The organism is Mucilaginibacter panaciglaebae (genome assembly GCF_039539265.1).
Taxonomy (GTDB): Bacteria; Bacteroidota; Bacteroidia; order Sphingobacteriales; family Sphingobacteriaceae; genus Mucilaginibacter; species Mucilaginibacter panaciglaebae.
The window spans coordinates 284,679-309,355 of sequence record NZ_BAABCV010000001.1; the positions used below are offsets into that span (position 1 = coordinate 284,679).

Consider the following 24,677-nt stretch of genomic DNA (forward strand, 5'->3'; position numbering starts at 1 on the left):
AATGAACCCAAACTACAGATATTTATTAATTAGCTTATTGTGCTGGCTGCCCATAAGATCATTTGCGCAACGTGTATATGAGGGACAGGTAGTAAACAAAGTTACCGAAGCGCCGCTTAAAAACGCTACTGTAGCTTTATTAAAGGCAAAGCTTGCCGTAGCTACCGACGATCAGGGATATTATAAGTTAGTTGTAAATAAGCCGGTTACTAACGACACCTTGCAATTTAGTTTTGTTGGCTACGATACTTACCTATTGCCGGCGGCAAATTATCAGCCTAAAATGTTTATACCGCTTACTCCTGCAAATAATAGGCTTAAACAGGTTGACATAGCCGGTAATAAAATTAAAACGCTGACTTTATACAAATTTAATGTTTCAGATATAAAAGATATCCGTTTCGAATTAATGACAAAAGACGGCCTGGTAAGGGGCGGATACTATACCACGCCCGTATATACAAACGGTACATTCGCTAAACAGTTTGAGGCTCCGCAAGTAAATGTAAAGCTCAATACTATTGATCTGGGCAGGCGCGACCGGGATATCCCAACTTCGCCCGAAGACTATCCGTTGGCCACCAGCAGTAAATATATGCGCTTTTTAATCCACGTAATATTGCCGGATTCGGCAGGTGCATTAGGTAAAACTATATTTACCAAAGAAGTTTATATATCAAACGGTGCGCTAAAGATCACAATCGATCTTAAAGATAAACAAATTATTATCCCTACTACTAAATTTTTTATTGCTGTTGAGTGGTTACCCATAAGAATCAATGAGGTGATTTATTTGAATGTTGGCAGAAAAACAGCCGGCATAAAAAAAGATGGCAGCTCCCAAATAGAAGAAACAGCAAAATACAGTATTCTTTATCAACCCTTCCTGGTTAAGTTCGAGTCAGCTGTCGGAGCAGTTGGCTGGCAATCGGTTGATAACCGGCACTGGTTTAAGTTCGATTTCAGGAGTCCGCATCCTAGTAGAAAACACCCTAACCATGATGTAGCACTATCTGCAACTATCGTTTATTGATATCAATGAAAAAGTTACTTATAGCTATAACCTGTTTACTTTCGCTGAGCGCCGGGGCTCAACAAAAGATGAACACCTTTTATTTGGTCGATGATTCGACCAAATCAGCTATTCCTGCTGTATCAGTAAGCATTGTCAGGGCGAAACTTTCAATAACGACAGAAAAAGACGGTATTTTTAAAATCCCCGGCGATCTTAGTAAAATGCGCGATACTATTATCTTTTTTGCACAGCATTATATACCGCTCAGGCTTCGATTGCGGGATTTAAGTACTATGAGCTCGGTTGGTTTAAAAAGGGATTTACCGGCAGCTAAGATGGCAAATATCAAACTAAAGAAGGACACATTGCTGAATGATTTTAGCCGGTTGGATGTTAGTTATTATGTAGGATTACATGCCGATGACCCATCATATGACTTTTTACAGCTCGCTCAAAAATTCGAAGCGCCTAAAGCCGGCTGCTTATTGACCCGTGTAAATATGCATCGGCTGGCCTTCTTCATTAATTACTATTCCTCCGATCCGGACCGAATGGCACGTATCGAGTTAGAGCATACCAAATTTAGATTAAGGATTTACGATATCGATGCCACAACCGGTGGACCGGGCAAAGACCTTTGCGATCAGATCATCGAAGTAAGCAGTAGCGACCAAAAGGAGTTAGATATAAGTCTCAACAAATACAATATCATTATCCCTAATAAAACATTCTTCGTGGCAGTTGAGTGGCTACGCGATTATTATAACGGCGGGAGTGTTTCAATTTACGATTTTAAAACACATCGGTATAAAGAACACGGATTTTATAAACCTTCAATAGGTATTTCGCCCAATACGGACAAAATGCTAAACATCTGGGCGCTTGATTTTGCGCACCGCTGGAAACCTTACACTGAGTTCTCCCCGTTTGGCACTGACCTGGCAATAAAAGTGAATGTTGAGTATTGAAAAAAGGTTACCAGCTATACGCCTCTTCGCTCATCCATTTGTCCTGAACTTTCAGTACTTTCTCAATGATGTCGCGGGCGCAGCCTTTACCGCCGCCTAATGGCGATACGTATTGGCTAACAGCCTTTATCTCCTCTACCGCATCTGCCGGACAAACGGCTAAACCGGCCAGCTTCATTACACCGAGATCGGGGATATCATCGCCCATGTAAAGTACTTTAGCAGGTAAGATGTGTTTTGATTCGAGGTAGTTTTTAAACTTGCTTACCTTATCACTCGCACCGATAAAAACATCTGTAATGCCTAAACTATTTAAGCGATGAATAGATGTTTTTGAGCGACTGCCGGATATAGCGCAAACATTATAACCGCATTTTACAGCCAATTGCAAAGCATAACCATCTTTGATATTAAAGGCTCTGCTTTGCTCACCGGTTTCGGTAACAAATACTGAACCGTCGGTCAAAACGCCGTCGACATCAAAAATAAAGGTGGTGATATCTTTTAGCTTGGTTAAAAATGATTCCATTTGGAGGGATTACACTGTTTAGTTGATGATTACACCGATGGATTATTGATTATCCCGCCACTCATAAACCCAGGCCGACTGGATCTGCTCCAGATGGCCTTCGTTTGCTTCTTCGCGGGTGCCGGCAAAATTTGGCAAGGCTAATACCCATTCTAACAGATCAGTAAAACGGATGCGGTATATTTTAGACTCATTAAAGTCGTCGCCAAATTTCTCATAAAGCGACATGGCAATGTCCTCGTAGTCATTCCAGTGGATAGGCAGGGCAAATTTATTGTCTGTCATTATAATTTACGTCGTACGTTGTGTTATATTAATGTCCTAAAAACTGTGATTGATCTGGAAGAGTAACTTCAATATCGCCGTCGATCATTACGCATTGGCAGCCCAGACGTGAATTGATGCGCGGATTAACGGCGCGGTCAATAAAGTCTTCTTCTTTATCAGATATCTCCTGCACGTTGTCCATACCTTTGTTTACATAAATATGGCAGGTACTGCATCCGCACACACCGCCGCAGTTATGCTGCAGTTCAATGCCATTGTCAAGGCAAACATCCAACACAGACTCTCCTTCGGCAATCGGCAGTTCGACCGATTCGTGGCCCGCCTCTTCAAAGTTTATCTTTACTTTAAAAATATTCATTTTGGCAAAAGTAGCAAAATTACTTGTCTGCGTGCAGGTCAATGTCCATTTTGATAATACCCTGACTTAACAAAGTATATAGCTGCTGTAAATCAGGGTGGTTTTCCAACAACTTTCGGTGATTGTCCATAGTTAGCTGATCTCCACGCACTACCGGGCCGGTTTGTACGGCGGCGGGCAATGAGGTTTGCGCTTTCTCGGCCGTCTCCAAAATAAGCGGGCGAATAAGGTTAAAATCTAACCCATGCTGCGCCAGTAGCTGCTGCGCCACGTAATAAAGATAATTAGGAAAATTACAGGCGAACGTGGCCGACAGGTGTAATATTTTACGTTGGTCGCTGTCAACAGGATAAACATTATTACTGATGGTTTGTGCAAGTTCAGTTAGTTGTTTAACAATATCCTGATCAGCACCTTCTATACACAAAGGCACATTTCTGAAATTAATCTCCCGCGTTTTGCTGAAGGTCTGCAGCGGATAAAACACGCCCACCTGTTCAGAAAAAGCTTGTAGGGCATACATATGCGTAGCGCCCGATGTATGCACCATTAATTTGCCATATTGGGCCAATTGTTCTGCAACGGCGCCTATAGCGTTGTCATTTATAGCGATGACAAACAGGTCGGTTTCAAGATCGATCTGGCTCAGGTCGCAAACAGGATCGGCTTTTACATGGTAAGCCAACAGGGCAGCATGCTGTGCATCGCGGCTATAAACCTGCACAATGCGGTGTCCTGCGTTTTTAAACGCGGCTGCCAGGTGTGTGGCTACATTGCCAGATCCGATGATGGTGATGCGCATATTTTATCATGTCATTGCGAGCGTAGCGTGGCAATCGCAAGCAGAAAAGCAAGAACGAGTGCGATTGCTTCGTCTTTCCTCCTCGCAATGGCAAACTTAATTAGTCTTCAACTCCTTATTCCTTCTAAATATCGACAGTAAAATACCGATAACCATAATGATGGTACCTGCCCATAGAAAGTTAATATCCGGGAACTGTATGGCGCGCATCACTATCCATTTCTTGGCGCTTTCGGGTTGTTGGTAAAGGGTAATTTCCACTTTACCTTTCTTAGGTAAAACCTGGCTAAAGCGGAATTTAACGCCAACATCGTCAACCTTACGGGCAAAGTCAAAAGCGTTGTTGTTGCGGATCATGTAAACTGGTTCGGCCTCGTAGGTTTTTCCGTTTGATACCACCTGTAGCTTAGCGCCAATAGCAACATCCTTGTCATTCAGGGTAATATCCTGTACATGGTCAACCTTGCCCAGGCTGGCTAATATGGCATAACCTTCTCTAAAATGTATCGTATCTCCTACTGCAACCTCGTAGGGTATTGGAGCCTCGTATTTTTTATCATCGTCGGCCTCGCCATGCCCGTCGGCTGCCTGGCCTTCGTTAATGGTGATCGCGTTAGACATGTTGACGTGTGTATACAAGTCGCTGAATAAATAATGTTTGGTATCCGGCGAAGCGATCAGGCCCATTTTTTCGTTGGCTTGCGCATTGGGCTTTAAGATAAACTCTTCAATAAGCTTGCCACTGGCATCAAACTGTTTATAGTTTACTTTAAAGTAATGGTTTGGTGCCGATACCGAATCGCCGACGTAGGTTACGGTATACTTACCCATTTTAACGGGTGTATTTTTGTAAAGGATGATATTTTCGCGCGGATTATTTTTCGATTTTATAAAATCCTCAGAAAACTGCTCGCCGGTGGTATTTTCAGATATCACTTTACTGGTACCTGCCGATATCAGGGCACCCACCATAATAAAGCCAAAACCAATGTGCGCAACTGCTGATCCTGCGAGTTTGAACTTGCCTTTAAATGCGTCTACCAGTACTTTACCATTGGCCAGGATAGAATAAATAGCGCCAACCACAATCAGTATAAACACAAACTGCAGCTTGTTAGCGCCTGTAAAGTAGATAACCGGCAAGGTGATCAATATAGCAACTACCAGGTAAACGAGGGTTGATATATAAAATTTAGCACTATCTGTCTTTTTATATTTCAGGAACTGCGTGAAGCCGGTTAATAAAGTAATTACTACAGCAAATGATGACTGTACAATGTTGTAGTGTTTTACCGGATCAGAAGGAGGCGCAATCTTGGTACCGAAGATAGCGTTCCATACCGGGATAGACGATACTACTACTAAATGGAAACATGAAAGACATAGAAATACCGATCCGACAAACATCCAGAATTCGCGCGAATAAGTTTCTTCGTCCTTAGTTGTTTTAGGTAATTCCTTCCAGCGTATAACCAACAGAACAACGGCTATTAACAAGAATAACACCACATCGAACACCAAATGCCAGAACAAACCTGCATCGGTAAATGAGTGTACCGAAGTATCGCCTAAAATACCGCTACGGGTCAGGAATGAAGCATATAATACCAGCACGAAACTGGCCAGTACCAAAATGGTTGAGGTTATATAGGAGTGCCCGGTATTTTTATAAACGATCATAACGTGGACCGCCCCGACCAAGATCAACCACGGGATGATCGATGCATTTTCTACAGGGTCCCACGCCCAGAAACCGCCAAATGACAGCGATTCATACGCCCAGAAAGCACCCATAATAATACCGGTACCCAATATCATCATAGCAAATAATCCGTATGGAATAGCAGCTTGCACCCATTCTTTGTACCGTTTTTGCCATAAACCGGCAATTGCATAGGCAAATGGAACTATCATTGAAGCAAAACCCAGGAACAGTGTTGGCGGGTGTATTACCATCCAATAGTTTTGCAACAGCGGGTTCATACCATTACCATCTTTGATATAGGTTAGATAGCTATGGTACAGATCAGGGTTTGTAGCAAAGATGGGAGCCTGGGCCTTCAGGTCGATAGCCTCTCGTAACAAAATAAATGGCGATGAGCCTATACGTGCACCAAAAACATCTACACCAATGAGCATAGTTGCTAATATAGCTTGCGACAATGACACGACGGTTAAAACAGGCGCCTCCCATGATTTGGCTTTCCAGATCAATATATTGCTTAATACTGCCTGCCAGAAAGTCCACAACCAGAAGCTGCCCTCTTGCCCATCCCAAAAGCTTGAAATGATATATTCGGTAGGCAATGATCGTGACGAGTGTTGCCAGGCGTAATAGTATTCAAAAAGGTGATTAAGGATAATGTAGAATAAACATACGCCAATACCGATTACTGAAACGGTGTTGATATAGGCGCCTAAACGGCCCAGACGTTTCCACGAGGTATCAGTTGGATTGGTGGTTGCAAAATAATAACTTATTGCCGCAAACAGGGCCGAGCCAAATGCCAAAATTGTAAAGAACTGGCCAAAATGGCCTGGTAAAAGGTGTTCGCCTTTAAAAGCTGTATCCATTAACTGATTTTATGTTTAGATGCTGGCCTGTTTCGTAGATTTGGCCTCTGATATTTCTACTTGGTCTTTAGTATATTTTGACGGGCATTTCATTAAGATCTTTGAGGCATGAAACTCTCCGCCTTCCATCTGGCCGGTTAACACAATTTGCTCCGAACGCTCAAAATCCTGAGGTTTACTACCGGTAAAAACCACCTTACACTCCTGACCTTTATTGTCTTTCATGTAAAAAGAAAAGTAGTTGGCATCTTTAGTGGCATCATAAACCAATTGCTTGGTTTTGTTTAAGTGACCAACAATATGCAATTCGCCTGTGGTATTTTGCGCATCTCTAAATGAACCGTAAGTGCTTGAGCTTGAGTAAACACTAATAATTACAGCTATCGCGATAGCAATAACAACAAGACCAAATATGGATGATTTTTTCATTTACAATTATCTCCCTGAACTTAATTCTGCAAAAATACAAAACGTACAGGTAATAATGTTTATTACTGAAGATATATATTATTTAGAATTTATCTAAACTACCTGATAATAGCGATTGAACCACTTTTGGTGATCTGTTGATGATAGTATGTATCCACACCCTTAAACAACCAGTAGTAAGTACCGGCAGGCAGCTGACGATTATTCATTTTACCATCCCATAAATCGGACGCTGATTTGGAGGTATGTACAAGCTGTCCATAGCGATTATAAATATTCAGGCTGTTAAATTGTACAAACCCTTCAATATGCATGCTAAAAAGATCGTTAACACCGTCATTATTAGGGGTAAATACGTTGGGAGCAGTTACTATATAAGGTAATGGCGGCAATATAGTTGCTTTAATCCCGGTAATAACCTCGCAACCAAAACTGCTCTTAGCTTTAATGAAATAATCGCCGGTGAGGCTAATAGCTGTATAATTTTCAAGCGGAATAGTTGCACCGGCATCGGTATAATAGCTATAGGTTATGTCTGGTTGTTTGACAAATGTCTTAGTAATATCTATTGTAGCGGGGTATCTGACTGGTTCCGGATCAGTAGCTTTTATAACCGGGGCCGTCAGTTTTACATATACTTGTGCTGTATGCGGACATTTATCGGGCATAGTACCGCGGATATAATAATTGCCTGATAAAAACACCCTGGTCGAATCGCGCACATGGGTGGTTTCAGAAACATCGGTGAAATAGTTAAGTTTAAAACCAGGGCTGCTACCAGCCGTTATTGACGGCCCGGTCAAATCCACGCCCGTTTCGGGGCATCCATACAGCGTATCTATAGCTTTTAATGTCAAGCCATCCTGAATTTTACTGACAGACGCGTACAGAATATCTTCACAACCCTGGCCGGGAAAAGGAGTAATCTTTACTGCATACTGGGTATTATCAGGCGGTGGCGGGAAAATAGTTAACAATTGCCCCGAGCCCAGCGACTTAGAAAGATCGGCATTAAACCATTCATAGCTGGCAAAACCCCGCGGGCCTTGAAGCAGGACGGGCTGCGCGGGGTCGCAATAATTGGCGCCGCTTATTGCACTGGTAGATAAACCTTCATCAATATCCAGATAGGCATAACCAAAATGCCCGCCCTCTGAACAGTCTTGCGTGGTGAATTCAAGCCGCATGAATTTGCCGGCATAACCGTGTAAATTAATAGTAACGGTCGACCAGTCTTTGTAATAGATCACCGCGTCCTGGCCTTTACTGTTTGTCGCTTTAACATCAGACAATTTGAACCCGGGCAATGAGGTTGATGCTATAAAATCAAACGCCGGGCAGGGTATATACACCTTATCCTGCACATCATATATATGTGCCACAAATCTGGGCTGCTGAAAAGACTGATGATCGGGATTTTGTAATACCACTGCGTAATTAAAAGCCACCACATAAGGCGATGTATTTGCCGTTGCAGGTACCTGAAAAGTGTAACTAATACTCTCTGCCTGAGCATTCACACTATCGTTTCCCAAGCGCATTGAAAACCTGCTGCCATTGGGGCAAAGTACCAGAAATTTGCCGTATCTATCCAGTGTACCTCCGTCATTTTCTTTATTAAATAAGGTGTGTCTGGTAACTATCGGGCCGTGACTGCCCAAATGCAGAATGCCGTTATTATCTACAGTTCCGTCAGCGCAGATCCAGCCATTAAAAGAACCGTCCTCAAAGCCTACGTTGGGCGGCAATTGTGCCAAAGCCTGCACGTTGAACAGCAAGAGTATAATAAACAGTGGCTTAAACACTGGTTTCAGATCTATCGTAATCACTATGATAATTACGCAGCGTGCGAGAAAATCGTTGCCTTTCAAAACCATCCCCAAAACATAACCAACACACTAATTTACGCAACAGTATTATCCATAACAACAAAGGCAGGCCTTACGGCCTGCCTTTAAATTTCATACATTCAATCAATTATGGCCAGATACCTAAATTTTGGTAAGAAATTGCTATTTTATTAATAACACCCACCAATGCTGCAGTACGCATGCCATCAATCTTTTCGTTGGTTTTGTATATCTCGCGTATTTCATGATATGAACGGATCATTGTATCCTCCAACCCTGAGTTTACCAGTTCCAGTTCAGACGCACCTTTAACAATATTAGCACGTTGCGCAGGCGTTAAAGCCACTCCGGTTATACCCTCAACCATATTTACCAGGTTAAGATTATTATTTTCTTCAAACCTTCGGTTAATACGACCAAATGCCACATGCGACAAATTTTTTAGCCACTCGAAATAAGAAACGGTTACGCCGCCGGCATTAGCATACATATCGGGTACAATGATACCACCCATTTCGTAAAATATAGTTTCGGCTTCCGGGCTTGTCGGGCCGTTTGCACCTTCTACTATAATTTTTGCTTTGATATTGCGGATGTTTTTCACGGTAAGCTGATTTTCTAAAGCTGCCGGAACCAAAATATCACATGGCTGCTCTAAGCCTTCCATTGTATTTTTAAACTCCTGCTTTGCTCCTGCAAATCCAAGTATTGAGCCGGTTGCCTTGCGATGCTGAAATACTGAGTCGACATCCAAACCATCTTCATTATATATAGCGCCTTCAAATTCACAGATACCCACGATAGTTGCGCCAAATTCAGCCAGAAATTTGGCAGAATAAAAACCAACGTTACCTAAACCCTGTACGATAACACGTTTACCAGCTATGCCTGGTGTTAAACCCAATTTATGCATATCTTCGGCCACAGTAACGCATTCCCGGGCGGCAATGGCCACCCCCCTGCCGGTTGCTTCGCGGCGGCCCTGTATACCATGCAGTGCAATTGGCTTACCTGTTACTGCCCCCATTGCATCCAACTGACCAGGATTCATGGTAGCATAAGTATCGGCAATCCAGCTCATTTCGCGTTCGCCGCTGCCGTAGTCGGGTGCAGGGACGTCAATACTTGGGCCTATAAAGTTTTTCTTCGCCAGCTCTACGGTGTAACGCCGCGTGATATTTTCAAGTTCTTGTATAGTATAGTTCTTGGGATTGATTTTTATGCCGCCCTTAGCGCCGCCAAAAGGCACATTAACAATAGCGCATTTATAAGTCATGAGCGCAGCAAGCGCCATAACCTCGTCTTCGTTAACCATTTCGCTGTAACGGATACCGCCTTTGGTTGGCGACTGGTGGTGCGAGTGCTCTACGCGCCAGGCGTCAATTACCTCGAAGCTATTACCCCGGCGTATCGGGAAACGGAAACGATAAACGCTGTTACATGATTTGATCTGGTCTAATAAACCAGCGTCGTGTTTGGTAAACTGTGCTGCGTAATCGAAGTTGCTGCACACATCGGCAAAGAAGTGGGTTTCCTGATTAGCGGCTGAATTATTTGTAGCCATAAGTAAAGTTGATAAAATATGATTTTGTTAATAAACACCTCAAATTTGATATAAATTTTATCAAAATCGCAATTTATTATATCCATATAACGGATACCTATTGTAACAATAGTACAAAAACTATGTTTAAACAACAATGACTTATATTCAGTCTTTATTTTCTTTTTCGATTTTTTTCAACCGCCGGTCGATAGAGAAAAGATATATAGCTAATCCGATAAAAATTATAACTATAGTAGCTATAACAACATATATTTTACCCGAGCTGCGAAAAGCATCGGCCATTTCAACCTGATTGGGCTGCTGCGCGAATGCGCTTACAAATGATAGCAGCAATAATATGAAGACGGATACTCTTTTCATTAGTTTATGTTGTGTCTTTTATTTTCAATTAAACGTATGCGGTAACGCAAAGTAGCTATCCAAAGTGATATTAAACTCCAACCTATAAAAGCCGGATAAAGTACAATTCGCATGTGGCTATCCAGATCGTATTTATTAAAGCCAGGATTGCCTCCGCTTCCGCCCGGATGTAATGAATCTGTTAAACGGGGTAAAACAAATAACAACACGATCATTATCGGGAAAGCAAAGATGTTATAGATCGCTGCTATTTTGGCTCGTTTTTGTTCCTCATCAATTGAATTGCGCAGCACCAAATAAGCGCAATATAGTAAAAACGCTATAGCAGCACTATTTTGCTTCGGGTCGCCGCTCCAAAACTCGCCCCAGGTATAATTTGCCCAAAGCATGCCGGTAATAAGCCCCAAAGCATAAAATATCATCCCAGTATTAATACATTCAACTGCGGCCAGGTCGTGCTCTTCCTTTCCGCTTCGCAAATACATTAGGCTATAAACTACAGATACCACAAATACGGTTAACATGGCCATCCACATAGGCACGTGGAAATATAAATTTCTGATTGTTTCGTGGAGAATATCTAAACGTGGTACTCTAAACAATAATCCACCAATAAGTGTGTACGCTACCAACACTACAGCAAGTACTTTCCACCAGGTTTGATATATAAATTTCATTGTATGATTGGTAGGGCAAATGTAGTAATTATTTGTATTGGAGGCTAACGTTTCTCTGACGGCACGTAATCAACCGGTAAAAGCTGTGACAAACGCGATTTGCTCCATGTGCCTTCATACAATGGTTCGCCGTTAATTACAATGCCATTTTTGTCAAAAAAGGCTACTGGTGGGTTGTCAGTTAATGTAATTACGCTAATTTCATAATTAGGCATATCCAACGGCCGAAAGATATCTCTATAATTATTCTCATCGCGTTTTTTAGTATACATCACATACAGATAGTTAGGAAATGTGATGGCGAAAATGCCCGGCGTTTTTGTTTGGCGCAACAATTCAAAAGAAGCATAGGGCGTTTGGGCGACCTTATCCATATAATACTTTGACATATTAGCCACCTCTATCCAATGGTTGGCCGAATCAATCATGTTCAGACTTTTAAATTTGTTGATTTTTTGGCGCAGCACATCGTCAGGCGGCAGTGCCGGGTTCAAGTATCGGGTAAGATGATGAAGTTCAAACCCTTCTTCAACCAATTTATCAGTATACAGTGCCCGGTAAAAATGCATCGGCGATCCGTAATAAGCATCGTCACGGGCCTTTTGCCAGGCTTTTTGCTGTGCTTTAGAGCCGGGCAGCTCTTCAAACAAACGTTCGCCGCCATAACTTATAATTTCGGCTATGCCATCGCTTTTAAAATCTTTTAACAGAAACTTTACCCGGTAGCCAAGCGCTTTATTATCGATAACTAAAAACTTATCTGTCTCGGCCTCCAGGGTCAGTACCTTTTTATGGTAGGTAAAGTAAATCACATCAGGATTTAATATCTGACACAGCTTTGCGTTATTATCTGACCCCAGGAAATCTTTTTTAAACTGTTCGAAATTACGCTTCCAATCGGCTTTGGCGGTGGTCGATATGTTCACCTCACGCAACTGAATAGTTTTAGGCTCCAGCTCAACTTCAACATTTACAGGCCCATCTCCTACCTGTATTTTTTTGGTAAAATCTTCAAAGCCAATTGATGTTACCACAAGTGTATATTGCCCCGGCCTTAGCCTGTTTAACATAAAGAATCCGTCTGACCCGCTTGAGGTACCAAAAGACGAATTGCTGAGAAAAACACTGGCTTGCGGTATGGCAGTTTTTGAAGCTTTGGTTACTACTTTACCCGTTATAGAAGCCGTTTGTGCCAATACAGCGGCCGGCAGTAAGAAACAAAACAACAGTAACCGTAAAAATCGCATAGGAAATTTTGTGCGCTTGAAATTACGAAATAAAGCAATTGCCGATAAATTATACTGAAATCAGGTATAAAAAATATTAAATGAAGCTGATTCTAATCTCTTTTTAATGCTTGAGTTTCCAAAAACTGCTGTTGCGTACTGTAAGGCGTATAATCAACCGGTAATAGTACAGACAGGCGCGCCTGCGACCACGACCCTTCATACATCGGGCTTGGGCCAATGATAGTCCCGTTTTTATCGATTACAATTGACGGATTATTATTAACCAGGCTAACTATCGTAGTTTGGTAGTTCAGATCATTAGGGCTACGATAAACATCTTTATAAAAATTCGCCTCCCATTTTTTGGTATAAACAACATATAGATGATCAGGGAAGATCACTTCTTTTAAGTTTGGATTAGCAGTTGATTTAACGATGTCTTTTACATTGAACCGGCCATGAAATTTCTGATGCGTATAACGTGAATCGTGGGCAGCATTTACCCAAAAAATCAACGAATCGCGACTTAATTTTCTGGCATTTACAAGGTGAGCCTGAATATTACGGTCGGCCGGCCTAGATTCATTAATATCTCGCGACAATCGATAAATACGGTAGCCTGCATCATCTAAACTATCCCTGTATAAAGCGCGAAAAAAATGCATGGCAGACCCATAATAAGCCTCATCACGCTTCCGGTGCCACCTTTCCTGCTTTACTTTGCCACCTTTTAACTCTTCAAAAACCTGACTGCCCGAATAAGATATGTTACCGGTTTGAAGCTCGCTTTTAAAATTTCTGAGAAGGAACTTAATGCGGTAACCCAACGCCTTATTCTCTACCAGCAGAAACTCATCAGTATAAGCTTCTAATACCGTTTTATTTTGATGATAACTGAAGTTTAGAACGTCAGGGTTTACAATTTTACAATTTCCCGCATTTTCATCTGTACCAATAAAGTCTTGTTTAAACTGCTCAAGCGCCTGTTTTCTATCTGATTTAGATATTGGCGCTATAGTCACTTCCTTTAGCTGGGTAATTTTAGGCTTAAGTTCGATATTCAGAACAACCCCGGCATCGACAAGAGATATAAGTTTCAATTCATCTTCATATCCAACCGAACTTACCACCAGATTATATTGACCGGGTTTTAAACTGGTAAGCGTAAATTTACCGTCTTTGCCGGTTGAGGTACCAAATGACGAATTGCTTAAAAACACGCTGGCACCGGCCACCGGAGCCTTGGTATCAGCGGAAGTTATTTTACCTGTAACAACTACACTTTGCGCCCAACTCATGACAGGCACCATCATCATCAATAATATCCTCAATAACTTCATATTGCTAATTAAAATGATATTTAACGAACTTTAAGGGTCTGTATTATTAATCGCGCCATAGATACGGAAATAACAACAAAGCTGTTGCAATAACAATAGCATTTATGGCGCACAAAGCGCCAATGTCGCCGTAACTCAAGCTGCGTTCAATGCCGTCCATTGCATGTTTGCTTAGGCGAATAAGGATTAAGATAACGGGGATAATTACCGGGAAACTTAATATCGCCATTAAGGCGCCATTGTTGCCTGCTTTTGAGGCGATGGCGGATATCATGGTAAATACTGTCGAGAAACTTAAACTACCCAGTATCACCACTAAAAAATAAAAAAAGGGATCGCCGAGGGTATTATTAAAAAACAGCAGATATACTATTAATGCCAGTATGCTAAGCAACGACATTAGCAAAATATTATAGATGGTCTTGGATAAAATAATAGCCTGCGGACTGGCAATTGAATAGTAATACAACAGCCGGCTTTTACTTTCCTGCAAAAAACTTTTGGCTATGGCGTTTACTGATGCAAACAGCATTATAATCCAAAACAACACATTCCATACCACTTTGTAGCCCTCGCTTTTGTCAAAACCCGGTGTGAGGCTAAAAGAAATATAGCAGACAAATACGGTTGACACCACGTAAAGCAGTACGCCATTAAAAGCATATTTTGAGCGCCACTCAAGCACAACTTCCTTTTTAAGAAGTTCCCACGTCTGGTCAAAAAGTTTCATCGGCGTAAAAATAGCAATTAGCGCGTTTAAATTGGGCTTTAGCAAAAAAGAGCCTTAATTTTACTTTATGCCAGTAATGTATTACAAAACACCGGTAGGCACCGCCATGATTGTTGAAGACGATGGTTTTATCAGCCGCATACATATTTTGGACGAGCATCATGAGGTTTCAGAACCATCATCGTCCTTATTATTAGGAGCAGCCAGGCAATTTGACGAATACTTTGCAGGCACACGCCGTACATTTGATTTGCCCATAAAGCAGCCGGGGTCTGATTTTCAGCAACAAGTATGGCAAGAATTGCGGAAGATTGAATATGGCAAAACCATAACCTATAATGAACAATCGTTACGCATGAACAGCCCCCTGGCTATACGTGCCATTGCTGCGGCAAATGGCAAAAATAATTTATGGGTGGTTGTGCCCTGTCACCGCGTTATTGGTTCAAACGGCAGCCTAACCGGATATGCCGGTGGGCTGTGGCGCAAAAAATGGCTGCTTGAACATGAGGCCAAAATAGCCGGCATTGGCCAAACTAAGCTTGAGTTTTAGCCCCCGGGCAATGCCAGCAAGTGCTTTATTTTTTCATGCAACTGAGCAGGAAAAAACGGCTTTGCCAACACATCATTCATACCGGATGTTAAAGCTTCCTGTTGCTCATGGTCAAAAGTAGCGGCCGACAATGAAATTATTGGTATACTGCGCTTAGGTTCTTCAAAATCAATCCTGATCTTGCGGGCAGTCTGGTAGCCGTTCATCTCGGGCATATGAGTGTCCATTAATATCAGGTCATAGTGATTTTCTTTTAGTTTGTCTAAAACCTTCATCCCATTATTAACAATGTCGAACTTCAAGTTCCAGTCGTTCAATATTTTTGACAGCATGAACTGGTTAACCAGGTTATCTTCGGCAACAAGAATACTGACGCCCTCAAACGTCGTTAGCTTGCCAGCCGGCTTTCTACTGATCTCTTTGATTGGTTTACCAGCTATGGTGTACCAGTTGGTAAAAGTAAACACGCTGCCTTCGCCCACACGACTATCTACGGTTAGCTGGCCCCCCTTTAGTTCGACCAACTTTTTAACAATAGCCAAACCCAGGCCGGTACCGCCATATTTATTAGCAGTATCCTCGTCGGCTTGCTCAAAAGATTCAAAAATATCATTTAACCGATGCTTAGGTATACCTATCCCGGTATCCTCAACTTTGAACTGCAGCCTCACCTTATCAGCTTCGCGGGTCAACTGCACTACAGTTAGTTTTACGTAACCGCGTTTGGTAAATTTAATGGCATTACTGAGCAAATTCATTAATATCTGATTTAACCTAAGCGAATCAAACATTAAATATTCAGGGATATCTTTATCTACGCTGAGAAAAAACTCAATATGCTCTTCGTCTGCCTTAAATTTTAATAACCGGTAAACCGACTGTATCAGGTCGCGTACTTTATTAGGCGAGCGGATAATGCTGAATTTACCGGCATCGATCTTTGAAATATCCAGCACATCGTTTATCACTCCCAATAATGACTGCGAAGATACATCCAGCATATCAATCATGCTGCTTTGCTGGTCGGTAAGCGAGGTTTTGCGTAGTAAAGCAGTAATACCTATAATACCGTTTATAGGCGTGCGCAATTCATGGCTCATATTAGCCAGAAAAGCCTCTTTTGCTTTCTTACCTATCTCGGCGGCTTCCTTTGATTTGATCAGCTGGCTTTCGTAGCTTTTTTGTGGCGTGACGTCATTAATATTAAAAAAAAGCGTTTTGTTGCGATAAGCCACCCGGCACTCAACCGAAATTGGATTTTTAGAAAAAGTAATAAATTGGTAATCTAAAACGGCTAATGCCCGATTTTCTTTAATAATGTCAGCCAAGCGATTACGGAAAGCAGTTCGGTCTTCGTCCACTACCCTGTCCAAAATACTTTTACCTATCAGTTCAACCGGTCGATAACCCAATATTGTTTCCGTAGCAGGATTAGCGGTTTTAATACGCAGCGTTTCGGCATCAACCGTACAAATAATATCGGCCGAGTTGCTAACCACCATAGCGTAATTTTCAAGCTCCTCATTTTTTTGCTTCACCTCCTTTTGCGCCCGGGCCAATTGTATAAATGAATCGACTTTAGCCGAAGTAATGTACGGATCGAGCGGTTTATACAAATAATCAACTGCGCCAACGCCAAGTCCCTTTACTGCATAACGCGTTTCTTTTGATATAGCGGTAACAAAAAGCACAAGAATATCTTTTGTACGCGGATTTGATTTCAGCATTTCCACGAACTCAAAACCGTCCATTTCGGGCATTTGTACATCGACAAGGGCTATAGCAATATTATTCTCCCAGGCAATTTTAAGCGCGTCGTTTGGCGATGTGGTTGAAAGAATTTTGATATCATTACGCTTTAGTAATGCCTCCAGGGCAATGATGTTTTCCGGGCGATCATCAACTATAAGGATATTAACTGGGATCGGCATTTATAATAAGTTTAGTGCGTATATTTTATAGTTGAAAAAGCTCAAGAATTTGTTTAGTGTCCAGCACATATTGTGCAGCATCCATATTAATTGCGGCTTGTGGCATCTCCGGCATTTCCGCCTCCTGGGGGCTCTGAGCTATAGTGAGCGCACCGTTTTGACGTAATTTGAGCAACCCCTCCGCGCCGTCTGGATTAGCCCCGGAGAAAAGCACAGCAGTACACTTTTCACAATATATATCAGAAGCGCTATCAAAAGCGACATCAATAGAAGGCTTTGAGTACCAAACCGCATCAGACACGTCTAAACTAAAATATCTGTCTTTTTCAATCAAGGTATGATAATTGGCAGGCGCGATATAAACGGTATTGTTGTTGATTACGTCTTTATCACAAACTTCGCGCAGCGACATACGGCTATTTTGAGCAAATAGTTTTTCAATTTCGCTGAAAAAGTTTTTTTTACGATGTATGATAATTAGCACTGCTTTATTAAGTGTAGGGGGAAATACCTTGACCGCACTATATATGGACTTAAACGAGCCTGCAGAGCCCCCCAGCAACAGCAGTTCCGAGCTACGCCAACGTTCAATGATATGCGAATCAAGAGCCAATTTTTTGATATATATTTTCCTTTTGGTTGATGACTTTAAATTTCTTTTTGAAAAAATCTGATCGGATGGCTTCCTTTGATCCCAGACATAAAAAACCAAGCGGGGTAAGGCTCTTGTAAAAAAGGTCAAGTATCCTCTCCTGCAAAGTTATTTCAAAATAGATAAATACGTTACGGCAAGTTATCAATTGAAATTCATTAAATACATTGTCTGACACAAGATTATGAACCGAAAATAATATGTTTTGTTTCAATTCGCTATGTATTGTAGCCGCGTCGTACAGGATAGTAAAATGGTCGGTTAATGATCCTTCAAGCCCGGACATTTGATAGTTTTCTGAGTAACTTTTTATTTTACGCAGGCTATAAATACCTTTGCGTGCCTCTTTTAAACATTCGGTATTAATATCAGTACCATAAATGAATGATTTTTTACGGATGCCTGCTTGCTGCAATAAAATAGCCATCGAATAAACCTCCTCGCCAGACGAACAGCCAGCGCACCATATTTTACTATGCGTGTATGACGACAAATAAGGAATAACCTGGTCATTAAAAGCCTTATAAAAACTTGGATCGCGAAACATTTCGGTTACGTTCACGGTAACCTCTTCTAAAAAATGCTGGAAAAAATTTTTGTCATTAACCAGCACGTGTTTCAGGTCATAAAATTGCAGTTTCTTCAACTGCATTATGCGTGTAACTCTGCGCTTTAACGAAGCCTTGGTGTAGCTGCTAAAATCAAAGCCATATATTTTTTTTACCAGATCAATGATCTCAGTTATCTGGGGGCTAGTTATGGTTTCGGCAGCAGCATGCATATTATTTATCTAGCCATAACTGCATTAGCGCCATCAGACGGTCCATATCTACCGGTTTGGTGATATAGTCGTTAGCACCGGCCTCAATACATTTCTCGCGATCATCCTTCATGGCTTTTGCAGTAAGCGCAATAACCGGCAAGCGGGCCCACTTACTTTGTTTACGTATAATGCGGGTAGCTTCGTAACCATCCATTTTAGGCATCATAATATCCATCAGCACAATATCAATATCCGAAATCTCATTCAGCTTCTCTAAGGCTTCTTCGCCATCATTAGCTATCTCGACATTCATATCATAACCCTGCAGGGCGCTGCTTAATGCGAAGATGTTACGCATATCATCATCTACAATCAATACTTTTTTGCCTTTAACGCCTTCACTTCCTGTCGTCATGACTTTTGTTATCCTTGTAGCCGGTTGCGGCTTTATAGTGCTTATTTTATTTAAAAACAGATTTACTTCGTCAATTAACCTGTCTGATGATTTATTTGTTTTAACAACCATCGCATTCGCATATTTCATCAGTCTGCTTACGGATGTTTTATCAAGCTCCATAGCCGTATTAATAATAACAGGCAAGGATGAGAAACGCTCAACCTCCTTGATCTTGTCTAATAAATCCAATCCTGAGATATCCGGCAAATTAAGGTCCAAAATGACGCATTGGTATTCATTTTCATGCAGCAAACGAAAAGCTGACGTGCCGTCAAACGCCTGATCGACCGTGATGCCGTTGGCCTGCATCATATCTTTCAAAGCCTGGCTTTGTGCTTTATGGTCTTCAACCAACAAGATCTGCCTGAACTGAGTACCGCTATTAGCCATAATATCGCCAAATAACTTATCAAGTGCTCTGGTGTCTATAGGTTTTTTCAAAAAGCTTATGGCACCTTCTTTACGCACTCGGTTAGCTGTAGCATCGCCAGCCGACATTAAATGCACCGGAATATCTGATGTTTCAGGATCTTGCTTTAATTCCTTCAATATCTGCCAGCCATCTTTGCCAGGCAGCATAATATCCAGTATTACCGCATCTGGCTGGTTATCTTTTATAATCTGTATTGCATCAGTTCCCTCATTGACAATCACCGATTTATAACCGTGATCGTGCGAATAGTCCTGTAATATTGTAGCGAAATTTTTATCATCCTCAACAATTACTACCAATGGATCGCGATCAAATTTACGTACCGGTTTCGGCAGCGGTTTAAAGGCCATTTTAGCCGGAGTAAAACTATCTACGGTTGGCACCCGGTCATTCTCAGCACCTGCGGCAGCTTTAGCCTGCACCGGAATAGTTAGTATAAACTCACTACCCTCGCCTTGTTTACTGCGCAAGGTAAGGGCGCCGCCCAGTAATGATGCTAACTCGCGGCTGATAGATAAACCCAGGCCCGTACCACCATATTTACGGCTGGTTGAGCCATCTGCTTGTTGAAAGGCTTCGAAAATAACCTTCTGTTTATCAGAAGCGATACCGATACCGGTATCTTTAATAGAGAAGGCAACCGTTTGCGGTGATTTGCCTGCATCAACGGCAATGGCAATGGCGCCCTGCTCTGCGGTAAACTTAAACGCATTTGACAGCAGGTTTTTAATTACCTGCTCTACCCGCATCTTATCGGTAAAGATAGTTTCGGGCGCATTTTTTATGCTGGTGGTAAAGCGTATTTGCTTATTGGCCGCCACCTCGGCAAACAGGCTTTCTATATCAGTAAGGATATCTGATATTCTGACATCCTCATTTTGTATCTCCAGTTTGCCCGACTCAATCTTAGAAAGGTCGAGAATATCATTAATGAGCGTCAGCAGGTCATTACCTGCGTTGAATATTACACTGGCATATTTGATCTGATCTTCAGAAAGGTTAGCTGGTTTATTATCTTTTAATATCCGCGCCAACACGAGGATACTATTCAATGGTGTACGCAGCTCATGACTCATATTAGCCAAAAACTCAGATTTATATTTTCCGGTAGTTTCAAGCTCTTCAACCTTGGTGTTGATTGCTGCCCGGGCTTCTTCAATAGCCTGGTTTTTCTCTTCCAGTAAGCTGGCTTTTTCCTCTAACTCGGCATTGATGGTACGCAATTCCTCCTGCTGCACACGCAGCTCTTCTTCTGATGCTTCCAGCATTTCGGTTTTGTTCATCAGCTCCTCATTGGTAACGCGCATTTCTTCCTGCTGCGCGGCCAGCTCCTCGGCTTGTTGTTGCGTTTCTTCATACAGGTCGTGCATAATGGTACGTGCCTGCGCCGTATTTACAGAAATACCGATATCGTTACTGACAAGTCCGAGGTAATCTTTAACCTGATCATTAATCAGATCGCGGTAAGCAACCTCTATTACACCTTTTAATTTTTTGTCGAAAAAGAATGGAAGAATATAACTTTCAACATTGCTATCTAACAATACAGATGACTGCAGTTCAAGTTTATTGTTCAGTTTTCCTTTAACTATTGCTGATTTGCCGCTGCGTGCAACCTCACCTATCCAACCCTCGCCCAAAGCAATAGTTTGTTTGATATAAACAGGATCTGAGAATGCATAACTTGAATAAAAATCAAGACGGCCTTCTTTTTCATTATGCAAATAAATAGTACCCGTTAAGGCCTTGGTGTAGCCGGCTACTTCTGACAGGATATTTTGGGTAAGCTCTTTTTCGCTTTGCTGGCCTTGCATTTTCTCATTTAGGTTACCGGTTCCGGTAAGCAGCCAATTTTGGGTTTCATTTTCTGCCAATACTTTTTCTAACTCAACATTGGCTATCTTAATCTCATCTTCTATCTTTTTTTGCTCGGCAAATGTTCTTTGTATATAAAAGAAAAGCACGATAATGATCACCAAAAATATAGTACAGCCAACTCCAATAAATATAATAGCATTTGTAGATGCCTGCTGTGAACTGGCTTTACGCTGGGCCAATAGTTGATTTTCTGTATCTTTTACTTGCGATAATACATGACGAATAGAATCCATGTTCTGTTTGCCGGCAACAAATAAATTATTTGCCACCATGTATTCTAAACCTTTGGTTGAACGCGCTTCTATGTTTGTTTTTAACACATTTAACTGAGAGTTTATCAGCTCGGTTAAAGCCTCCACGCGTTTTACCTGAAGAGGATTATCCGGAATAAGAGACCGCATATCTTCAAGAGCTACATGAATGTTAGGTGCCGCAGCATTATATGGCCCTAAAAAAACCTTTTTTCCAGTTGCTCCATAACCACGCATTGCGGTTTCAGCATCAATTAATTGCTGTAATAAATTATCCGATGTTTTGATCACTTTTTGAGTGTGAGCAACCATATTGGTATCATCTTCAAGTTGCGTAATACTGCTAAAGGATAAAAACCCAACAACAAATACCAATACAATGGAAACGGCAAAACCGATAAGCACCTGGTTTCGGAAAGATAATTTGATCATTTAAGATAAGTTTGCACAAAAAAACTATTTGAATTATTAACCAAAGGCTCTAAAACAACGCTAATTAACTATTGTTGTACCACTTTTTCAACATTTAGAGCTATCGCGAATACTTTGAGGTTTTCACCATCGATCCGGCTAAGGCAACCAACGGCCCTGCGAATAATAAATACCACCCCCACTTAAATTTGATTTGCCTGGCCAAAAACCCGGCAATAGACTTAAATGGCAAAAAGCTAAAGCTGGTATGAACCTTCATATAAGCGGCAACAAATAACAGTAGCACCAATATAAAAGATAGCCATCCGGTTAAACGCACCAACTGTTTACGGTTTAGTATTACGCCTAAAATACCCACTACAGCTATTAATAAAATCACCATACCATACGGACGATTCAAATCGTAAACATCCATATTAAATAAATGGAACGGGCGCAGCAGCGGGCACCATGTGCCCGCCATTAACAATACAAACCCGATAAATGATACTAATGAGGGTAAGCGCATATGGAAATATTATAATTATGATCTTGGTATCTGCATTTTATCGGCAAAGTGGTCGCAGTAATCACGCAGGTCTTCAATGATGTTTGTTTCGCCGGTAGCACGTAAAAAACTGTCGCCCATAGTCATCAGGGTTTGGAAAAAGAAGATCTTCATTTCGTCTACCGACATATCTTTTGTCCATAGATCAATACGCAAGGCATTTTTATAATTATGATCCCACAGCGCCAGCATCATTGATTTTACAGGCACAGCCTCTTTATTGGCTGAATCGGTTGATTCCCAAAGAATATTTTCAGGAACATTATTATCGTCGAGTTCTACAGTAACTTTTATTTCGGCAGTTTTCATTTATGGTTATTTAACAAGTAAAAAAATTATTGCGGCCAAAGTTATAAAGCTTAACTCAATCAGCCATAACTTTTTGGTGTCCGGAAAGAAATTACGGAACATTATATCCATAAATGACACTACGAAAGCAAACAGCAGGAAAATAAGACTGATAGCCCCGCTCAAATGCGGATATCTCGAGCCGGTAACAGCCGCTCCATATATCCATGTATACCCGAACAGGAACAGAAAGAACGCAGTTGCGAAATTTAGCGGAGTGATTTTTATTTTCATTAATGCTAATTGGCCCCTTCCAAGCCCTCCCCGGTAGGGAGAGATTTTTAAAGGACTCTTCTATAAGTTTTATTATTAGTCTCTCCTACCGGGGGAGATTTAGAGGGGGCTTTATCTCTTCTTTTTCGCTCCTCTGCCCCTGCCCTTAGGCTGTCCTACATGCCCAACACGTTTCGCTTTTTCGGCATCGAACTTCTTGCGCTGATTGACGGTCTTCTTTTCGTGGAAAGCACCTTTAAACTCAGGGTTTTCCCGCCGTTTTTGCATATCGATCTCTTTTGCCTGATCCTGGCGTTCTTCATATGGCGTTTCCTCAACAAATACCCCGGCAGGAATATCAAATACAGGAATGGTCTGGCGTATCAGTTTTTGTATTTTATTGAGATAGTATTCTTCGGCCGGATTACAGAAAGTAATGGCTACACCCGATTGCAGCGCACGCCCGGTACGCCCGATACGATGCACATAATCCTCAATTACCACCGGCACATCGAAATTAATTACATGGCTAACATCGCTTACGTCGATGCCCCGCGACGCCACGTCGGTTGCAACCAGTATCTTGACTTCGTCATTTTTAAAGGCATTCATGGAGTTAATGCGCGTGTTCTGCCCTTTGTTGGCATGCAGTACCTTTACCTGCTCCTCGCCAAACTTGCGCAACAGAAATTTGTACACGTCCTCGGCAGCGGTACGGGTTTTGCAAAAAACCATCAGCTTGGTAATATCACCTTCATCATTCAGTAATTCACGCAATAAGTTGATCTTGGTTTTCATGTTGGGTACATGATATACCCTTTGCTCAACGGTTTGGGCAGGAGTAGCCTGGGGCGTAACCTCGATCAACGTAGGAAACTCCAGGAAATTAGCCGATAACTGATGCACCTTTTCAGACATCGTTGCAGAAAATAACAGATTCTGCCGTTTAACCGGCACCACTTCCAGGATGCGGTTTATCTGCGGCATAAAACCCATGTCCATCATCTTATCAGCCTCATCAAGTACCAGCACCTGCAGAGTTTTAGTAACAATATGCCCGGCCAGGTAAATATCCATAAAGCGGCCCGGTGTAGCTACAATGATATCGACACCTTTTGTAATATTCTCTATCTGCGTTTTAGGTCCTAATCCGCCATAAACTGAAACAATACGTAAGTCTGTATATTTTGAATAGGCCTTCACATTGTCCTCAATCTGCATGGCCAGTTCGCGTGTTGGTGCTACTATCAACGCGCGGGCATGTTGGCCTTGTGCATATTTTAACCGCATAATTATCGGCAACACATAAGCCGCAGTTTTACCGGTACCTGTTTGCGCAATGCCCATTACATCCTGCCCGTTCATAATTGGCGGGATGCCTTTGATTTGCACAGGAGTCGGGGCTGTATACCCCGCATCGGCAATGGCGTTTAAAATTTGCCGGTTAAATTTAAAATCCTCAAAAGTTGCTGCCATGCCGCAAAGATAGTTTTCTTTGAGGGG

Annotated in this window: 24 protein-coding genes; 3 read left to right on the forward strand and 21 right to left on the reverse strand. The window is 41.8% G+C overall.

Features of this window, described 5'->3' with window-relative positions:
- Window position 1: 1 nt before the first annotated feature.
- Window positions 2-1,033, forward strand: a complete 1,032-nt coding sequence (locus ABD772_RS01275; RefSeq protein WP_345100543.1) for a carboxypeptidase-like regulatory domain-containing protein — start codon at window positions 2-4, stop codon at window positions 1,031-1,033.
- Window positions 1,034-1,038: 5 nt separating this feature from the next.
- The gene (locus ABD772_RS01280) at window positions 1,039-1,983 is read left to right on the forward strand and encodes a hypothetical protein (RefSeq protein WP_345100544.1); all 945 of its coding nucleotides are present in this window, start codon (window positions 1,039-1,041) and stop codon (window positions 1,981-1,983) included.
- Between the two features lie 7 nt (window positions 1,984-1,990).
- Here the strand turns inward: ABD772_RS01280 and ABD772_RS01285 are convergent, their stop codons facing one another.
- From ABD772_RS01285 to ABD772_RS01345, 13 genes are all read right to left on the reverse strand, one after another.
- Window positions 1,991-2,512 (reverse strand): KdsC family phosphatase, encoded by a 522-nt coding sequence (locus ABD772_RS01285; RefSeq protein WP_345100545.1) that lies wholly within the window; start codon window positions 2,510-2,512, stop codon window positions 1,991-1,993.
- A gap of 42 nt (window positions 2,513-2,554) precedes the next feature.
- On the reverse strand, window positions 2,555-2,797 hold the full coding sequence (gene iscX, locus ABD772_RS01290) for a Fe-S cluster assembly protein IscX (protein ID WP_345100547.1): 243 nt from the start codon (window positions 2,795-2,797) through the stop codon (window positions 2,555-2,557).
- Window positions 2,798-2,825: 28 nt separating this feature from the next.
- Window positions 2,826-3,158, reverse strand: coding sequence for a 2Fe-2S iron-sulfur cluster-binding protein (locus ABD772_RS01295; protein ID WP_345100549.1), 333 nt, complete (start codon window positions 3,156-3,158; stop codon window positions 2,826-2,828).
- Window positions 3,159-3,177: 19 nt separating this feature from the next.
- Window positions 3,178-3,960, reverse strand: a complete 783-nt coding sequence (locus ABD772_RS01300; RefSeq protein WP_345100551.1) for a Rossmann-like and DUF2520 domain-containing protein — start codon at window positions 3,958-3,960, stop codon at window positions 3,178-3,180.
- A gap of 96 nt (window positions 3,961-4,056) precedes the next feature.
- Window positions 4,057-6,534: a cytochrome c biogenesis protein CcsA gene (gene ccsA, locus ABD772_RS01305; RefSeq protein WP_345100553.1), complete on the reverse strand. Its 2,478-nt coding sequence runs from the start codon at window positions 6,532-6,534 to the stop codon at window positions 4,057-4,059.
- A 15-nt stretch (window positions 6,535-6,549) separates the two neighbouring features.
- Window positions 6,550-6,963, reverse strand: coding sequence for a cytochrome c maturation protein CcmE domain-containing protein (locus tag ABD772_RS01310; protein ID WP_345100555.1), 414 nt, complete (start codon window positions 6,961-6,963; stop codon window positions 6,550-6,552).
- A 98-nt stretch (window positions 6,964-7,061) separates the two neighbouring features.
- Window positions 7,062-8,792 (reverse strand): T9SS type B sorting domain-containing protein, encoded by a 1,731-nt coding sequence (locus tag ABD772_RS01315; protein WP_345100557.1) that lies wholly within the window; start codon window positions 8,790-8,792, stop codon window positions 7,062-7,064.
- A 148-nt stretch (window positions 8,793-8,940) separates the two neighbouring features.
- Window positions 8,941-10,377 (reverse strand): Glu/Leu/Phe/Val family dehydrogenase, encoded by a 1,437-nt coding sequence (locus tag ABD772_RS01320; RefSeq protein ID WP_345100559.1) that lies wholly within the window; start codon window positions 10,375-10,377, stop codon window positions 8,941-8,943.
- A 147-nt stretch (window positions 10,378-10,524) separates the two neighbouring features.
- Window positions 10,525-10,740: a CcmD family protein gene (locus ABD772_RS01325; RefSeq protein WP_345100561.1), complete on the reverse strand. Its 216-nt coding sequence runs from the start codon at window positions 10,738-10,740 to the stop codon at window positions 10,525-10,527.
- A complete protein-coding gene (locus tag ABD772_RS01330; RefSeq protein WP_425562801.1) occupies window positions 10,740-11,417 on the reverse strand; it encodes a cytochrome c biogenesis protein in 678 nt (225 codons plus the stop codon). The genes ABD772_RS01325 and ABD772_RS01330 overlap by 1 nt, the downstream gene beginning before the upstream one ends.
- 44 nt (window positions 11,418-11,461) lie before the next feature.
- Complete coding sequence (locus tag ABD772_RS01335) at window positions 11,462-12,664, reverse strand: carboxypeptidase-like regulatory domain-containing protein (RefSeq protein ID WP_345100562.1); 1,203 nt, start codon at window positions 12,662-12,664, stop codon at window positions 11,462-11,464.
- Between the two features lie 92 nt (window positions 12,665-12,756).
- The gene (locus ABD772_RS01340) at window positions 12,757-13,986 is read right to left on the reverse strand and encodes a carboxypeptidase-like regulatory domain-containing protein (RefSeq protein WP_345100563.1); all 1,230 of its coding nucleotides are present in this window, start codon (window positions 13,984-13,986) and stop codon (window positions 12,757-12,759) included.
- A 46-nt stretch (window positions 13,987-14,032) separates the two neighbouring features.
- Entirely contained in the window at window positions 14,033-14,716 is a 684-nt protein-coding gene (locus ABD772_RS01345; protein ID WP_345100564.1) for a heme exporter protein CcmB, read from the reverse strand.
- A gap of 76 nt (window positions 14,717-14,792) precedes the next feature.
- On the opposite strand from ABD772_RS01345, the gene ABD772_RS01350 reads away from it, so the two are divergent.
- The gene (locus ABD772_RS01350; RefSeq protein WP_345100566.1) at window positions 14,793-15,269 is read left to right on the forward strand and encodes a methylated-DNA--[protein]-cysteine S-methyltransferase; all 477 of its coding nucleotides are present in this window, start codon (window positions 14,793-14,795) and stop codon (window positions 15,267-15,269) included.
- Here the strand turns inward: ABD772_RS01350 and ABD772_RS01355 are convergent.
- The 8 genes from ABD772_RS01355 to ABD772_RS01390 form a co-directional block, all read right to left on the reverse strand.
- Entirely contained in the window at window positions 15,266-17,200 is a 1,935-nt protein-coding gene (locus ABD772_RS01355; RefSeq protein ID WP_345100567.1) for a hybrid sensor histidine kinase/response regulator, read from the reverse strand. The genes ABD772_RS01350 and ABD772_RS01355 overlap by 4 nt on opposite strands.
- A 25-nt stretch (window positions 17,201-17,225) precedes the next feature.
- On the reverse strand, window positions 17,226-17,813 hold the full coding sequence (locus tag ABD772_RS01360; RefSeq protein ID WP_345100569.1) for a chemotaxis protein CheB: 588 nt from the start codon (window positions 17,811-17,813) through the stop codon (window positions 17,226-17,228).
- Window positions 17,803-18,633: a CheR family methyltransferase gene (locus tag ABD772_RS01365; RefSeq protein WP_345100571.1), complete on the reverse strand. Its 831-nt coding sequence runs from the start codon at window positions 18,631-18,633 to the stop codon at window positions 17,803-17,805. Before ABD772_RS01365 ends, ABD772_RS01360 begins: the two co-directional genes overlap by 11 nt.
- A gap of 1 nt (window position 18,634) precedes the next feature.
- A complete protein-coding gene (locus ABD772_RS01370; protein ID WP_345100573.1) occupies window positions 18,635-22,066 on the reverse strand; it encodes a response regulator in 3,432 nt (1,143 codons plus the stop codon).
- 100 nt (window positions 22,067-22,166) lie between these two features.
- The gene (locus tag ABD772_RS01375; RefSeq protein WP_345100575.1) at window positions 22,167-22,574 is read right to left on the reverse strand and encodes a DUF1129 domain-containing protein; all 408 of its coding nucleotides are present in this window, start codon (window positions 22,572-22,574) and stop codon (window positions 22,167-22,169) included.
- 15 nt (window positions 22,575-22,589) lie between these two features.
- Window positions 22,590-22,922 carry a gliding motility protein GldC gene (gene gldC, locus ABD772_RS01380; protein WP_345100577.1) on the reverse strand — a complete coding sequence of 111 codons (333 nt, stop codon included), beginning with the start codon at window positions 22,920-22,922 and terminating at the stop codon, window positions 22,590-22,592.
- A gap of 6 nt (window positions 22,923-22,928) precedes the next feature.
- Window positions 22,929-23,195, reverse strand: a complete 267-nt coding sequence (locus ABD772_RS01385) for a hypothetical protein (protein ID WP_345100578.1) — start codon at window positions 23,193-23,195, stop codon at window positions 22,929-22,931.
- 111 nt (window positions 23,196-23,306) lie between these two features.
- Entirely contained in the window at window positions 23,307-24,650 is a 1,344-nt protein-coding gene (locus ABD772_RS01390) for a DEAD/DEAH box helicase (RefSeq protein WP_345100580.1), read from the reverse strand.
- Window positions 24,651-24,677 lie beyond the last annotated feature (27 nt).